We start from the raw sequence: 15,033 nt of genomic DNA, 5'->3' as shown, positions 1-15,033 counted from the left end.
TCTGACTCAAGCTGTGCAACCACTCCAGGGGTAGCGACATGACCACCAATCACCTGCTTGCCAATCTGTTTCCCACCGCCAATGACATTCCCGAGCAATTTCGCCTCGCCGCCCCCATCGAACAGCGCGACTACCTGGTCGACGGCCAGTTGCGCATCTGGAACGGTCCCTTGGCCCAGGTGCGCAGCCCGGTCCAGTTGGCGGGCGCTGACGGCGACACGCCAGTGATTATCGGCAGCACGCCCTTGCTGGACGCCGAAACCGCCCTGCTCGCCCTCGACGCAGCAGTGCGGGCCTATGATCGTGGCCAGGGTCAATGGCCTACGATGCGGGTGGTCGAGCGGATCCAGCATGTCGAGGCGTTTTTGCGGCGCATGCGCGAACAGCGCGATGCCGTGGTGAAACTGCTGATGTGGGAAATCGGCAAGAACCTCAAGGATTCACAGAAAGAGTTCGACCGCACCTGTGACTACATCACCGACACCATCAACGCCCTCAAGGAGCTGGACCGCCGCTCCAGCCGCTTCGAGCTGGAACAGGACACCCTGGGGCAGATCCGCCGCGTGCCCATGGGCGTGGCGCTGTGCATGGGCCCTTACAACTACCCGCTCAATGAAACCTTCACCACGCTGATCCCGGCGCTGATCATGGGCAACACCGTGGTGTTCAAGCCGGCCAAGCTCGGCGTGCTATTGATCCGCCCGTTACTGGAAGCGTTCCGCGACAGCTTCCCGGCCGGGGTCATCAATGTGATCTATGGCAGCGGGCGGGAAACCGTCAGTGCGCTGATGGCCAGCGGCAAGGTGGATATCTTTGCGTTTATCGGCACCAACAAGGCGGCCAGTGATTTGAAGAAGCTGCACCCGCGCCCCCATCGCCTGCGTGCAGCCCTGGGGTTGGATGCGAAAAACCCCGGCATCGTGCTGCCAGAGGTCGACCTGGATAACGCAGTCAACGAAGCACTCACCGGTTCGCTGTCTTTCAACGGCCAGCGCTGCACCGCATTGAAAATCCTGTTTGTGCATGAGTCAGTGGTCGAGCGCTTCATCGAGAAATTCAACCAGAAACTCGCCACCCTCAAGCCGGGCATGCCATGGGAGGACGGCGTCTCACTGACGCCGGTGCCGGAAGTGGGCAAGGTGGATTACCTCAACGGCCTGGTGGCCGATGCCGTGCAACACGGGGCCAGGGTGGTGAACGCCAACGGCGGTGCCAGCCGTGGCTCGTTCTTCTACCCGGCGGTGCTGTACCCGGTGAACCCGCAGATGCGCGTGTATCACGAGGAGCAGTTCGGCCCGGTGGTACCGATCGTGCCCTACCGCGACCTGGACACGGTGATCGACTACGTCCTGGAATCGGACTTCGGCCAACAGCTGAGTATCTTCGGCACCGACCCGGCACACGTCGGGCGCCTGGTGGACACCTTCGCCAACCAGGTGGGCCGGATCAATATCAACGCCCAATGCCAGCGCGGCCCCGACACGTTCCCGTTCAATGGCCGCAAGAACTCGGCCGAGGGCACGCTGTCGGTGCATGACGCCCTGCGGGTGTTCTCGATTCGCACCCTGGTGGCAACCAAGTTCCAGGACAACAACAAAGCACTGATCAGCGATATCATTCGCGACCGGGCGTCGAGCTTCTTGACCACCGACTATATTTTCTAAACTGCTCCCATGTCGGAGCGGGCTTGCCCGCGATGCAGGCGCCTCGGTGTATCAGTTGCTCCGGGGTGATGCTATCGCAGGCAAGCCAGCTCCCACATTGGACCGCATAACATCTAAAGATGAGGCCTGCTTAAGCCCGATGAATCTGCCGCCCTTCGCCCGCCGCCTGTTGCGGCCCCTGCTCGACCCATATCGCCGCTATCGCCATGCCAAACTGATCCACGCCGTACGGGTTTCCATCGGCCTGCTCGCGACCATCCTGCTGACCACCGGTATCAACCTGCCCCATGGTGAATGGGCCTCGGTGACCATGCTGGTGGTGATTGGCGGCTTGCAGCACCACGGCAATATCGGCAAGAAAGCCGTGGAACGGGCCTACGGCACGTTGATCGGTGCCAGTGTGGGCCTGTTGCTGGTAGCGCAACAGGCGTACTTCGGCCAGCCATTGTTGACGTACCTGTTGATGTCGGTGGTGTGTGGCTTCTTTTCCTATCACGCCATCGGCAAGGGTGGGTACACCGCGTTGCTATCGGGGATCACGGTATTTATCGTCGCCGGCCACGGGGATAACCCGCTGTCCGATGGCCTGTGGCGTACGGTCGACATTTTGATCGGCATTGCCCTGGCCCTGGCGTTTTCCTTCGCCCTGCCGCTGTATGCGGTGTATTCCTGGCGCTACAACCTGGCCAGCGCCCTGCGCGATTGCGCCGCGATCTACAGCCGGATCATCAGTGGCCAATCGGTTACCGATGATGAGCATCTCAAGCTGCTCAATCGTTTGAATGCGGCAATGTTGCAACTGCGTTCGCTGATGCCCTCGGTGTCCAAGGAGGTGCGGATTTCCATGACCGAGCTGGATGCGATCCAACGCCACCTGCGGATGTGCATCAGCACCCTGGAAATACTTGGCAATACGCGCCCCGATCCACGGGATGAACAGGCGATGGCGCGCTTGCAGCTGGCACTCAAGGCCGAGCATCGGCAGATTCGCGTGCAGTTGATCGGGATGGCGCGGGCCCTGCAATCGGGAGCCACGCAACGCTTGGAACGAACCAACCTTGCTGCGCCTGATCCTCAAGCCCCCCTGGAGGCTCCAGTGCACAGCGCGTTGGATGGCTATCGGCTATTGACCGCGCAACTGGCGGCAAATGTCGACGCGATGCACGCCCGGTTGGCGAAAAGCGCCAAGGCGTGGAAGATCTGAAAAAACGTTGTGAATTAATATTGGATCCACATTTTTTTCACGTTTTATTCACATCCGCAGACGTACTGTGAAGCCTCATCCGTTACAAACGTTGCATATCAAGCCCGCCGCCCCAGCGGGCTTTTTTTTGCGTGCCATTTGATCAGCGCGCGACTTTGCCCGTTGCCGGCAGCGCGGACTGGCCACGAATCGCCCGCTGGGTATCAAGCACCCGCGCCAGCGCCGTTTCGGCTTCCGGGCTTTGCTGCGGTACACGAATGGCCGCCGAGACCAGCGTGATCAGCTTGGCCATCACCTCCGCATCCGTAGCCGGGCGCCCCAGGCTCATGGAGTTCATCAGCAGGCGCAGTTCGGTGCCGGCCATCACCCCGGAAATCGCCTTCAAGGCAAATTGCAGGCGCACCCCCAGCTCATTGCGCGGCAGGTCGGGCAGTGCCAGGGCGAAGGCTTCAAAGAAGCGCTGGAACACCGGCTGGTAGTGGACCTTGAGGTATTCCTGGATAAACGGCGACGTATCGCTATAGACCCGGCCAAGGAAGCGGATGAAAGAGCGCCCTTCGCCGCTGGCCGGATCACTGCGCTCCAGGCCCATGGCCGGGGCGAACAGCACGCCGAGCAAGGTATCGCAATCGAGCGGGCCGTCAGACTCTGCCTCGCAGCGGGCAAGCAATTCCAGGCGCTGCTCGTTGAGCGGCTCCAGGCGTTGCATGAGTAATGTTTTCATCAGGGAGTCCTTGTCCCCGAAATGATAATTTACCGCGGCGAGGTTGACCTGAGCCTTCTCAGTGATTTGCCGCAATAACACGGCGTCGTAGCCGTATTTGATGAAGAGAGCCTCTGTCGCATCCAGCAGTCGAGTCTTGGTTACATTTGGAGCGCTGAGTTTCTTCGCGACCATATAAGTTCCACGGGGGAAATATGTTTTAAAAAAAAATTTGATTTTTTATACCGGGGCGGGTGCTCGAAAGCAAGTAGTGACACTGCACCATACTATCCAAACGCACTGATGGTTACCCTCGCAACGGTTTGCCAAGGGTTGGCCCGGGCGTTTTCAAGCCACCGGTATCGGCTCTAGCAGCAGAAAAACCGCTCTATCTCTGTGGCTGGCGAAGCCGCTGGATCACGGTTACTATTCAAACAATATTTTTAAAACAAGAATAAAAACCAGCTGTTGGCAGCCGCCACGCAGGCCCTGAAGATGTTACAAAAATTTTCAGGAGCAGGTCGGATTGCCGCAGCGCAAGGCGTAGTCATGATGACAGATACCCCAACGCTCCCAGGCTTTATTTCCCTGCAAGGCATCGGTAAAAGCTATCAATTGGCCGGACAGCACCTGGCCATTCTCAATGATGTCAGCCTGTCCATCGCCCGTGGAGACAGCTGCGGCATCCTCGGCGCTTCGGGCTCCGGCAAAAGCACTCTGCTCAATATCCTCGGCCTGCTGGACCTGCCCGACTGCGGCGCCTATCGCTTCGCCGACCATGACATTTTCCACGCAACGCCAGATCAACTGGCCGCGATCCGCAACCAACAGATCGGCTTTGTGTTCCAGAGCTTCAACCTGCTGCCGCGCCTCAGCGCCCTGGATAACGTCGCCCTGCCCCTGGCCTATCGCGGTGTGTCGCGCCAGGAATCGGTGGCGCGGGCCCTCCATATGCTTGAGCAGGTAGGCCTGGCCGAACGGGCCCACCACCGCCCCGCCGACCTGTCCGGCGGCCAGCGCCAGCGGGTGGCCATTGCCCGGGCGCTGGTGGGCGCACCGGCGGTGATTCTGGCTGACGAACCCACCGGCAACCTCGACAGCCACACCGCCCAGGACATCATGGACCTGCTGCTGGCCCTGAACCGCGAGCAGGGTGTCACCTTGATCATCGTCACCCACGACGCGCATATCGCCGCACGCCTGAGGCGCCAGATCCTGGTGCGCAACGGCGTGGTCCATGAGGCTGAATGCGTATGAGCCTGCGGGTCGAACAGAGCCTGAGCCAGTTGTTGCATGAAGCATTTGTCAGCCTGCGAACCCTGGGCAAGCGCTCGATCCTGGCCTTGCTGGGGATCGTCATCGGCAGTTCATCGGTGGTCGCGCTGATCAATATCGGGCATAACGCCGCCGAAGATGCGGCGATGATTTTCAAGGACATGGGCACCGACACCCTGGTGGCGCAGTTCCCACCCAAGGGCAACAGCACCGCGCATATGCCCACCCGCCTCAATCTGCAAGCCGTACGCGAGGCGGTGCCGGGCATCGCCCACATCGGCGCGATTTCCTCGTTCAGCGGGCCGGTCGTCTTTCATGGCCGCACCACCAACGCCGGCTTGGTTGGTAGCACCCCAGGTCTCAAGGACGCCATGCGCCTGGTGCTGCGTGAAGGGCGCTTCCTGTCCGAATTCGACAGCGGCGAAACCTTCGCGGTGATCGGCGACCAGATCGCCCAGGCGTTAAGCGCGCCCGGTGACCCGTTGCGCCTGGGCGACCGGGTGCGGGTCAACGACTATCTGTTCCTCATCATCGGCATCCTGCAGAACCAGCCACGGTCGATGCTGATCCCGGTGCAAACCAACGAGTCACTGTTCATCCCTGCCCCAGGCATGCTGCGCATCTATTCCTCACCCCAGGTCGGCAGCGTGGTCCTGCGCGCTGCAGCCGGCCAGGACATGGAGCGCATCGCGGCAGGCGCCACCAAGGCCTTGGGCGCGCAACTCACGGAGCACACCGTCGAGATCCAGATCCCCCAGCAAATGATCGACGGCATGACCCGGCAAAGCCGCACATTCGCCTATCTGCTGCTGGCCTTGGGCGCCATCTCCCTGGTGGGCGGCGGGGTCGGCGTGATGAATGTGATGCTGATGAATGTCTCGGAACGCCGCCGGGAAATCGGCATCCGCATGGCCCTTGGCGCTCGCCAGCGCGACATCCGCAACCTGTTCCTGCTCGAAGCCGTCACCCTCACCGCCGTCGGCGCACTGTGTGGCGCGGTACTGGGCATGGGGGCAGCCTATCTATACGCCTGGCTGTCGGGCTGGCAGTTTTCCCTGGCCGTGTTGGCGCTGCCCCTGGGAGTGGGCAGTACGTTGCTGGTGGGGTTGTTTTTTGGGATCTACCCGGCCGTTTCGGCGTCACGCTTGCAGCCGGTGGAGGCCCTGCGCGATGAATAAGCCCTTGTTGTGGCTGATGGCCCTGCTGAGCCTGCCCTGCGTGGCCGCCGATATCGTGATCCGCCCTTCAGCGCCGACCACCACGCGCAGCGGCTATGAGCGCAGTGTCTCGCTCAATGCCCAGCTCACTACCCTGACCCTGGGCGACGCGGTGTACCTGGGCCTGCGCAACAACCCGGCGATTCGCAGCGCGTACCTGCAACGGGTGGCGCAGAAGTTCGACCTGCGGGTGGCCGAAGATGCCTTCAACCCCAAGCTGGTGCTCAACAGTACCTACCGCACCACCCAAGGCAGCGACGACCGCGCCCGCAATGCCAACCTGTCACCTACCACCAGCTTGCTCGGCGAGTACGGCACCCGCCTGAGCATGGGCTGGACCCAGCAACTGAACAACGCCAACCGCGCCGGGCGCTACCGCAGCGATGGCCTGGACCTGGCCATCATCCAGCCGCTGATGCGCGGCGCCGGCTGGGACGCCACCACCGCCCCGCTGCGCCTGTCACGCCTGTCCGAGCAGGCCAACCGCCTGAACCTCAAGGCCAACGTCGCACAGACCATCAGCCAGATCATCGCCACCTACCGCGACTTGCTGCGTGCCCAGGAGCAACTGAGCATCACCCAGGAAGCGCTCAAGCGCTCCAACACCCTGCTGGACGTAAACAAGGCACTGATCAATGCCGGGCGCATGGCCGAGTTCGAAATCGTGCAGACCGAGGCCGACATCGCCTCCCAGCAACTGGGGGTCGAGGAAGCCCAGAACCAGCTGGACATGAGCCGCCTGGCGTTACTGCGCCTGCTGGCCCTGGACCTGGCGACCCCGATCCGTGCCACCGAAGCCCTGGAAGCCACACGCATGGACATCGACAAGCGCGAGGCCTTCAACCTCGCGCAAAACCAGCAGCCCGAATATCTCCAGGCGTTGCTGGGCAGCCAACAGGCCGACCTCAACCTGGTACTGGCCAAGGATTCCGGGCGCTGGCAGGTCGACCTGGTGGGCGGCGCCAATCAGATCCGGGCCAACACGGACAACGACGCCGGCAGCACCAGCAACCGCCGCTGGGACAGTTACGCCGGGGTCCAGGTGCGCATTCCCATCGGCGATATCAGTACCCGCCAGGCCGAAGTCCGCGCACGGGTCGATGTGGAAAACCAGGCGATCCTGATCACCGACGCGCGCCAGGAACTGGAGCGCAGCGTCAATAACGTGGTACGCGACCTTGGCACCCGCTGGCGCCAGTATGAAATTGCCCAGCGGGCCGTGGACCTGTCCCGGCGCAAGATCGAGATCGAGCGCGACAAACTCGCCGCCGGGCGCTCCACCAACTTCCAGGTGCTGAGCTTCGAAGCGGACTTGCGCAACGCCGAGAACGCCCGTCTCAACGCCCTGATTGCTTACCTCAATGCGCAGACCCAGCTCGACCTGACGCTGGGCATGACCTTGGAAAGTTGGGAAATTGCCCTTAATGACTACTAGAAAAGCCCTGCTGGGCGCTGGACTGTTGATACTGCTGGGCGCGGGCGGATTCGTACTGCTGAGTCGCACAACGCCCGCCGCCAACCAGACCGCTACGGCCGAGCAATGGCAGGAGGTCAAGAGCGACGTCCTGGTGCATCAGATCGGCCTGGTCGGCAAGATCGAACCGGAAGCCACCGTCATCCTGACCGCGCCCTTTGATGGCAACGTGCAAGCCAACCTGGTGCAAGAGGGTCAGCGGGTCGAAACCGGCCAGGTCCTGTTGCGCATGGACCCGGCCACCCTGGAAGTACAACTGCGCGAAGCGCTCTCCGCGCAGCTCAAGGCCCGGCGTACCGTGCAGGAAATGCAGGACTGGGACAGCGGCCCCACCGTCAGCCGCGCCCGGCGCAGCCTGCGCACCTCGCAAATGAGTGCCGACAACACCCAGCGCAAACTGGTTGAAAGCGACAGCCTGTTCAAGCGCGGCATCATCCCGCGCAACGAACTGGACGACCTCAAGCAACAGGCCCAACAGCAACAGTTGGATCTGATCGCCGCGCGCAGTGAACTGCAAACGGCCCTCGAACAGGGCAAGGGCGAGTACCGCCAGATTGCGGATATGGAGCTGACCAATGCCACGGTCAAGTACGAAGCCCTGCGCAAACTGCTCGACGGCCAGGAGCTCAAGGCGCCGTTTTCCGGGATCGTCGTGCCCCCACCGGGCAGCTCCACCCCCCAAGGCGGCGCCAGCAACAACGCGCCGGTACAGGCGGGGAGCAAGGTGAGCCAGGGCCAGGTGCTGTTCGGGTTGGCCAATATCGAACGCCTGAAAATCGTTGCCAAAGTCTCGGAACTGGATATCAACCAGCTGCATCAGGGCCAGCCGGTGGAAGTCATGGGCGACGGGTTTGATGGCGAGCGCCTGAGCGGCTCAGTCAGCGTGGTCAGCGGCCTGGCGATCGCCAATGACAGCCAGGGCAGTGCGCAATTCCCGGTGACCTTGTCCATACCCAAACTGACTGAGAAACAGCTGCAAAGGGTCCGCCTGGGCATGAGCGCACGCCTGACCATCGTGACCTACAACAATGCCCAGGCGATCATCGTGCCGGCCCAGGCGATCAGCCAGGGGGACGACGGACTTTCGGTGCAATATCGGGCTGCCATGAACCAGCCGGTGGAGCGGGTGAAAATCACCACGGGACAATCGACAGCCCAAGGGGTGGAAGTGTTCGGGCTCAAGCCTGGGTTTATCAAAACGGGCTTGTGAAGCCCTGTGCACGGTGCCGGAAAAACATTTGAGGAATTTGCCTACGCAAATACAGGAAAATTACCGCCTCATAACATATTGTAAAAAAATACTCCTTAGAAAAGTATGGTCATCCGTTTTGCCTTGGGCGACAGGTGCGCAATATGAATCGTTATTCAAACATCAAAAAAATGCTGGCCGGCGGTGATTTATTTTGGAGTCGAACACAAGAAGCCCGAATGAGCGCAATTGTCGCCGATAACCTCGGGGACGGTTTCATGCAAGTCGATGACCACAAATTCATAAACATGTGCTCTTACTCCTACCTTGGCCTGGACTCCAATATCGAAATCTTGAAGGGCGCAATAGCTGCACTAGACTCGTCGCAAACCTTAAACTCCTCCACTTCCCGCGTTCGAATTTGTTTACCTCTATTGGAAGAGGCAGAACTTGCACTGTCAGATCTGTTCTGCGTCGAGGTGCTGACGACGGTTTCATGCGCTTCGGCCGCCGCAGCAATGCTTCCTTTACTTGCTGCAGGTGTATTTACACAAAATATCCCGCCGCTAATGGTCTTTGACCAATCCGCACACTTCTGCTTGAGCTTGATGAAAGCCGTTTGTGCAGATGAATCCGAAGTCATGACAGCACCGCACAATGACTTGAACTTCCTGGAAGACTGCTGCAAGCAAAAGCAACGGGTTGCTTACATCGCGGATGGCGTCTATAGCACGGGAGGATGCGCCAATATATCGGAACTAATGACCCTGCAAGACAAGTACGGCTTATTTGTTCTGTATGACGAAGCTCATGGCCTGTCGGCACAGGGCGTAAATGGCTGCGGATTAGCTCTCAATACAATGGGCGCACTCAACAGCAATACCATGATAATTGCATCATTGAACAAGGGCTTTGGTGCATCTGGCGGGGCGATCTTCTTTGATGCGTCGATTAGCAAATCTGCCTTATTGCGATTTGGCGGCCCTCTCTCTTGGTCCCAACGAATCAACACAGCTGGTTTGGGTGCAATCATCGCGTCCGCAAAAATACATAAATCCACAGAACTGCAACGCCTGCAAAACAAATTGACGACCAATATCCAACTGTTCGACACCCACATCAAGACCACCTTGGCAGGAGATGGATTACCTATCAGGTTGATTCCCATGAGTGATGAGCAACATGCAATCACCACTGCGACAAAACTCATGAAGCTTGGATTTTATACCTCACCGTTATTTTATCCTGTCGTTCCCAGATCAACTCCAGGCCTGCGCGTCATGCTCAGGGCAAACCTGGCCTCAGACAACTTAAAACAGTTTTGCACAGCGGTAAACTCAATACTGTAGAGGCAACCCAGTACCTTAGGACGTCGTAATAAAGGGAATTTACATGTCATCATCCACCCAGCGGGTACTCCTTCTCGCATGTTGCACGACCATAATCGCCCAGCTTGGTGTAACACTGTATATACCTGCAACAACCCAACTCGCCCCGCAACTGAATATAGAAGAAGCAAAGGGTTATAAAATTCTACTATTTTATTTGGGTGGCGCTGTACTACCGATAGCTTTTATGTCACGCCTCATTCGCAGTTTCGGGCGCTACACTGCAGTTCTCGTTTGCTGCGCAATCTTACTCGTAGGTAGCGCGCTGTCTTTATTCAGTTTTGGCCCCGAGGCATTCTTTTTCTCCCGATTCACGCAAGGTTTAGGTGCTGGTGGAGGTGCTCTGATCGGCCGGGCACTGTTAACGGACATCTCATCAGGGGCGGCCCTTGCGAAAAACCTGTCTGTATTATCCTATTCATTTATTCTTGCACTTATCGGCGGGCAAGTAGTGGGCGGCTTCCTGGTGTCAAGCCTTAACTGGATTGCGCTGCCATGCCTAATGATCATCGCAGTGATACTTATCAGCGCACTAGCGCTTAACATACGCAGCCACCTTTACAAACTGGACACACTAGTAAAAGAATCCGCATTAACGCCGAAATACTATGCCATTGCAACCCAGCCCAGCTTCTATCTACCCGTCATTTTAGGAGGCTGCGGCTATGGGATTTTTATTGTCTATCAAGGTATCGGAGCGTACGTATTTCATTCCAACTTCCGCTGGAATAGCGCCGACTATGGCACCTTCGGCTTGTGGCTGGGGCTGGCCTATTACTTAGGTGCATTCACTGTAAGGCGAGCCTTGAGTGCTGTCAGTGTTTGCCAATTATCAATTTTTGGCGCCTGCCTATTAGTCGCCTCGAGCAGCGTGTTGTTTTTGGCCGCCTGGCAAAACATGTCAATCCACTTGGTTATTGGCGGCTACTTGGTTATTTGGTACGCCCAGGCGACGCTCTACCCATGTACAGCAGCCATGGCAGTAAACGGGTTACCCGGCGCCAACCCAATGATGCTATTTAGCTTCCTACAACAATTGGTAGCATTAACATTTGGCGCTCTTGCGACTTTTTTTATCCCTTACGGTATTCAAACTGTGGCACTGCTCACGGCATGCCTCGGTGGACTTGGTGTAGTCACGGCACTTCTCATTCTGAAAAGAGAGGCTTGATATGGACACATTGACTAGAAGTTGGCTATGCATGCCCGCGAGCCAAAAGCATATAGAACGGAAAATCATTGAATCTAAAGCCGACATCGTATTATTGGACTTGGAAGACTCAGTCCCCATGTGCAAAAAGCAATTTGCACGCGAGCAACTGCTGGCATTGGACCACTCTATTCGCAACCGACGTAATCTAGCGATAAGAGTTAACACACTCACCAAATCCGAAGGCATCAGAGACCTGGTTTTCTTGTTGGACCACAACATCACCCCCGAATATTTAATCATCCCCAAAGTAGAGTCAGCCGGCGAACTGAAAGTCCTTAATGAATTGACATGCGCTACTGGCCAACGAGTAAAAACCTTTGCAATCATCGAAACGTTAAAAGGATTGCGCTGCATCGACTCCATTATCAATGAAAGAACAAGCCTGCGCGGCTTGATTTTAGGTAGTGCTGACCTCTCATCAGAGATCAATTTCAAAATTGCAGAGCGCGCACTTACCCAAATCAAGTGCGATATAGCCATCGCCGCCCTCAGCATGGGGCTAATGGTCATTGACTCGCCCTGTTTCAAACTGAACAACGAAAAAGCGCTGAGAGCAGAAATCGAACTGGCCAAAGAATTTGACTATTCGGGGAAAATTGCCATTCATCCAACTCAGGTAGAACTGATAAATAGATTATTTACCCCGACAGCAATCGAACTGAAAAAAGCACGAGCCATTATCAAATGCCTCGAAGCAGCCGAACCAACAACAGCAATATCCACCTTAGATGGGGAAATGCTCGGCCCTCCTTTCGAAATCATGGCCCGCAGGCTTTTGGCAATTAACGAATCGCTCTCAAGAACCAATAGGAAGCCAGCATGAACATCAATCAATCGCTCCCCGGCAGCAAGGCACTAAGTAAACTAACCAAAGTCGGTCCCGGACGCTATCGTGAGGATCATGGGCTTGGCTTCGAAGACTTTATCATTGGCGACATATTTGAACACCGGCCAGGCCGCACGGTGACAGAAGCGGATAACGTCTGGATGTCGTTAATCTGTATGAATAACCACCCCACCCACATCAATGCAGAATATGCAAAACAAACCGAATTTGGGCAAATACTGGTATCGAGCCTGGTGACCTTTTCAATTGTTGGCGGGATGAGCCTGGCGAGCACGAGCGCGAAAGCAATTGCCAATTTGGGCTGGGATAATGTCCGTCTGATAGCCCCGGTTTTTGTTGGCGATACCTTGTATGCAGAAAGCGAAGTCATCCACAAACGCCCCTCCGCCAGTCGCCCCGGGCAAGGCATAGTTACGGTCCGGACAAAAGGGCTCAAGGCCAACGGGCAAATATGTTTATCCTACGAGCGCAGCTTTCTGATTGCTCTCGACCAAGTACCCTTGGGGTGAGTGGCCTATGAAAATCCTCGATGAGTCTTTGATAAAAAACACCCTCAGTATGGAAGAGGCGATTGACGTACTCCGTGAAAACTATCGGTCATACAGCAGTTCAAGCGACAACAACCCTGCGCGAACTATCGTGAGAGTCCAGGAAAAACATGCAACATTTGGAGTAATGCCCTACTACTCTCACGCTCACAATCTATTTATGGTGAAGATTGTATCTCATCACTTGCTCAACAAAGCCTATGGACGACCATCTATAGGTGGAGTGATTGTTATACAAGATGGCGCTACAGGGCAGATAAAAGCCCAAATGGATGCAGCAGCCATAACCGCTCTACGCACCGGTGCCACTGCAGGATTGGCGACTGATTTGCTGGCAATGGCCCACTCCAAAAAAGTTGCCGTCATCGGCGCAGGTGCTCAGGCAATGGCGGTATTTGAGGCTGTGTTGAGCGTCAGAAAGATAAAGCAGGTGGCCGTCTGCTCTACAAGCCAGGCAAGTACAGAGCGTTTTATAGCTGACGCAAAAAACCGGTTCGTCCGTGAGATTGAATACATCAGCCACCATAGCGTGCGCCAGGCAGTCTCAGGCGCCGACATCATCTGCACGGCGACCACTTGCGCAGCCCCCTTGTTCTCTGCCTGCGACGTAGCAAAGGGCGCCCATATAAACGCGATAGGCAAGCACACACTGGTGTCGCGTGAGTTCCCGTTGGAGCTTCTGCACCGGGCGATCTTAATGGTGGAGGATCGAAAAGCCGCGATTGAAGAGGCTGGGGATTATCACCAAAACTCAATATCCATTGCTCAAATGCTGAACAGCCAGTATGCCGTTCACCAACGCGAGACCACGATTTTTTCTTCGGTCGGGACGGCTTTTCAGGACGCGTGCATCTGCATCGCAATCCTGAAGAAGCTAAAGGTGGTAAGCGGAGGCTCCTAAACGACATGCCAGTGCCTTGGCCTGGATTGCCACATCCGTCACCGCCGTGCTCTCCCACCACATCCCACGCAGCGGTGGGCCCATGGCGAAGAGTCGCTCACTGGCCACTCCCTGCGCGTCCAGCACCGCCCCCGAGGCATCCGCTGCGATCCCCAACGCCAATGGCCCGGGTTTGATCAAGCCGCGTGCCAGCAGTTGCCGGGGCAAAGGCCGGGCCACGCGGCGCCAGTCATATTCGATCCCGCTGGAGTTGATCAACGCCGCGCCACTGACGTGGGTGATGTGCTGTTCGCCCCGACGGCGCAGGCGCAGGGTCACCACGCCGTTTACTGTGGGCTCCAGGCCCAGGAACGACGCAGCATGGATCCGCAGGCGCCCTTGCTCGTGCAACCGCGCCACCAACTCCGCACTCAGGGGTGGCGAGCGATGGTGATGGCTCTCCCACCAGGGTCGCACATGGCGCACGAACTGGCGTTTCTGGCGTTCGCTGGCCTGGCTCCACAAACGGCCGATATGGGCACGCACGGTATCCAGTGGCGCTTGCCAGTCGATGCCCTGGGCCTGGGCGCTGTGGCATTGACGGCGCACTGCCCGCAGTAATTGCAGCGGGCTGCGCAGGCGGTGATCTTCAGCGAGAAAATCCGCCCAGGCCGGTGGTTGTCGGCGCACATGGGGCAACAGGCCATGGCGCGAAAAGATCTCGATCGGCCCGCGATGGCCGGCCTGCTCCAGGGACACCACGGCATCGACCATGGTCAGGCCGGAGCCGATGATCAGCACCGTCGACTGGGGGTCCAGTTGCGTCATCGCCTGCACATCCCACGGGTCAACCGCCGCCGCATTCAAGCCGCTGGATTGGGTTTGTGGCGTGCGCGCCGCGGGGAACATCCCCGTGGCCAGTACCGCCTGGGCGCCGCGCAATTGCTGGCCGTCATCCAGGGTCAGGCGCACACCCACCGGCTCCACCTGCACGTCGACGACCTCGGCGCGAACATGCTCCACCGTCGACGCCGACCCCGCCCGGGCCTGCGCCAGGCGCTGCTGCGCGTACAGGCCAAAAATCCCCCGGGGTGGGAACAGCTCGCTCACAGGCACATGTTGCTGGTCCGACTCTGGCCAGCCGCCGGCAGCGATGTACTCGGTCAACCACTGGGTCAAGTCATCGGCGTTGTCCGGGTCCACGCTCATTCGCGCCGCGTTGCCATTGAGGGTGTGTCCCAGCTCCACCGCGCTATAGGCTTCACCGCGCCCAAGCTCCGGGCGCGGCTCGATCACCAGAATCTGCCGGGTGCCAGGCAAACGCAGCAACTGCACGGCCAGCATCGTGCCGCTCAGCCCCCCACCGATGATCAGCACATCGGCGTTGCGGATGGCCTTTGTCGCCTGTCCGCGTTCGGTTTCACTCATGTA

13 protein-coding genes are annotated in these 15,033 nt (G+C 58.2%); 11 read left to right on the top strand and 2 right to left on the bottom strand.

What is annotated here, in order from left to right:
- The first annotated feature begins 38 nt into the window (after positions 1–38).
- Both HBO11_RS05735 and HBO11_RS05730 read left to right on the top strand, forming a co-directional pair.
- Positions 39–1,664: an NADP-dependent glyceraldehyde-3-phosphate dehydrogenase gene (locus HBO11_RS05735; RefSeq protein WP_169953065.1), complete on the top strand. Its 1,626-nt coding sequence runs from the start codon at positions 39–41 to the stop codon at positions 1,662–1,664.
- Positions 1,665–1,803: 139 nt separating this feature from the next.
- Positions 1,804–2,868, top strand: coding sequence for an FUSC family protein (locus tag HBO11_RS05730; RefSeq protein WP_169953063.1), 1,065 nt, complete (start codon positions 1,804–1,806; stop codon positions 2,866–2,868).
- 142 nt (positions 2,869–3,010) lie between these two features.
- On the opposite strand, the gene HBO11_RS05725 is transcribed toward HBO11_RS05730, so the two are convergent.
- Positions 3,011–3,766, bottom strand: a complete 756-nt coding sequence (locus HBO11_RS05725) for a TetR/AcrR family transcriptional regulator (protein ID WP_057445041.1) — start codon at positions 3,764–3,766, stop codon at positions 3,011–3,013.
- 354 nt (positions 3,767–4,120) lie between these two features.
- Here HBO11_RS05725 and HBO11_RS05720 point away from each other — a divergent pair, with 354 nt between their 5' ends.
- From HBO11_RS05720 to HBO11_RS05680, 9 genes are all read left to right on the top strand, one after another.
- Positions 4,121–4,828, top strand: coding sequence for an ABC transporter ATP-binding protein (locus HBO11_RS05720; RefSeq protein WP_169953061.1), 708 nt, complete (start codon positions 4,121–4,123; stop codon positions 4,826–4,828).
- Positions 4,825–6,024 (top strand): ABC transporter permease, encoded by a 1,200-nt coding sequence (locus HBO11_RS05715; protein ID WP_169953309.1) that lies wholly within the window; start codon positions 4,825–4,827, stop codon positions 6,022–6,024. Before HBO11_RS05720 ends, HBO11_RS05715 begins: the two co-directional genes overlap by 4 nt.
- Positions 6,017–7,498 carry a TolC family protein gene (locus tag HBO11_RS05710; RefSeq protein WP_169953059.1) on the top strand — a complete coding sequence of 494 codons (1,482 nt, stop codon included), beginning with the start codon at positions 6,017–6,019 and terminating at the stop codon, positions 7,496–7,498. The genes HBO11_RS05715 and HBO11_RS05710 overlap by 8 nt, the downstream gene beginning before the upstream one ends.
- Positions 7,488–8,747 (top strand): HlyD family efflux transporter periplasmic adaptor subunit, encoded by a 1,260-nt coding sequence (locus HBO11_RS05705; RefSeq protein ID WP_169953057.1) that lies wholly within the window; start codon positions 7,488–7,490, stop codon positions 8,745–8,747. The genes HBO11_RS05710 and HBO11_RS05705 overlap by 11 nt, the downstream gene beginning before the upstream one ends.
- Before the next feature lie 143 nt (positions 8,748–8,890).
- Positions 8,891–10,075 carry an aminotransferase class I/II-fold pyridoxal phosphate-dependent enzyme gene (locus HBO11_RS05700; protein WP_169953055.1) on the top strand — a complete coding sequence of 395 codons (1,185 nt, stop codon included), beginning with the start codon at positions 8,891–8,893 and terminating at the stop codon, positions 10,073–10,075.
- A 43-nt stretch (positions 10,076–10,118) separates the two neighbouring features.
- Positions 10,119–11,285, top strand: coding sequence for an MFS transporter (locus tag HBO11_RS05695; protein ID WP_169953053.1), 1,167 nt, complete (start codon positions 10,119–10,121; stop codon positions 11,283–11,285).
- 1 nt (position 11,286) lies between these two features.
- Complete coding sequence (locus HBO11_RS05690; RefSeq protein WP_169953050.1) at positions 11,287–12,150, top strand: CoA ester lyase; 864 nt, start codon at positions 11,287–11,289, stop codon at positions 12,148–12,150.
- Positions 12,147–12,683, top strand: a complete 537-nt coding sequence (locus HBO11_RS05685; RefSeq protein ID WP_169953048.1) for a MaoC family dehydratase — start codon at positions 12,147–12,149, stop codon at positions 12,681–12,683. Before HBO11_RS05690 ends, HBO11_RS05685 begins: the two co-directional genes overlap by 4 nt.
- A gap of 7 nt (positions 12,684–12,690) precedes the next feature.
- Complete coding sequence (locus HBO11_RS05680) at positions 12,691–13,623, top strand: ornithine cyclodeaminase family protein (RefSeq protein ID WP_169953046.1); 933 nt, start codon at positions 12,691–12,693, stop codon at positions 13,621–13,623.
- On the opposite strand, the gene HBO11_RS05675 is transcribed toward HBO11_RS05680, so the two are convergent.
- Positions 13,597–15,030, bottom strand: a complete 1,434-nt coding sequence (locus tag HBO11_RS05675) for an FAD/NAD(P)-binding protein (RefSeq protein WP_169953044.1) — start codon at positions 15,028–15,030, stop codon at positions 13,597–13,599. The two genes, HBO11_RS05680 and HBO11_RS05675, sit on opposite strands and share 27 nt — an antisense overlap.
- Positions 15,031–15,033 lie beyond the last annotated feature (3 nt).

It is taken from the genome of Pseudomonas sp. WS 5010 (genome assembly GCF_012985565.1).
Lineage (GTDB): Bacteria > Pseudomonadota > Gammaproteobacteria > Pseudomonadales > Pseudomonadaceae > Aquipseudomonas.
The sequence above is the reverse complement of the archived record's forward strand: the minus strand, read 5'-3'. Positions and strand labels throughout refer to the sequence as shown.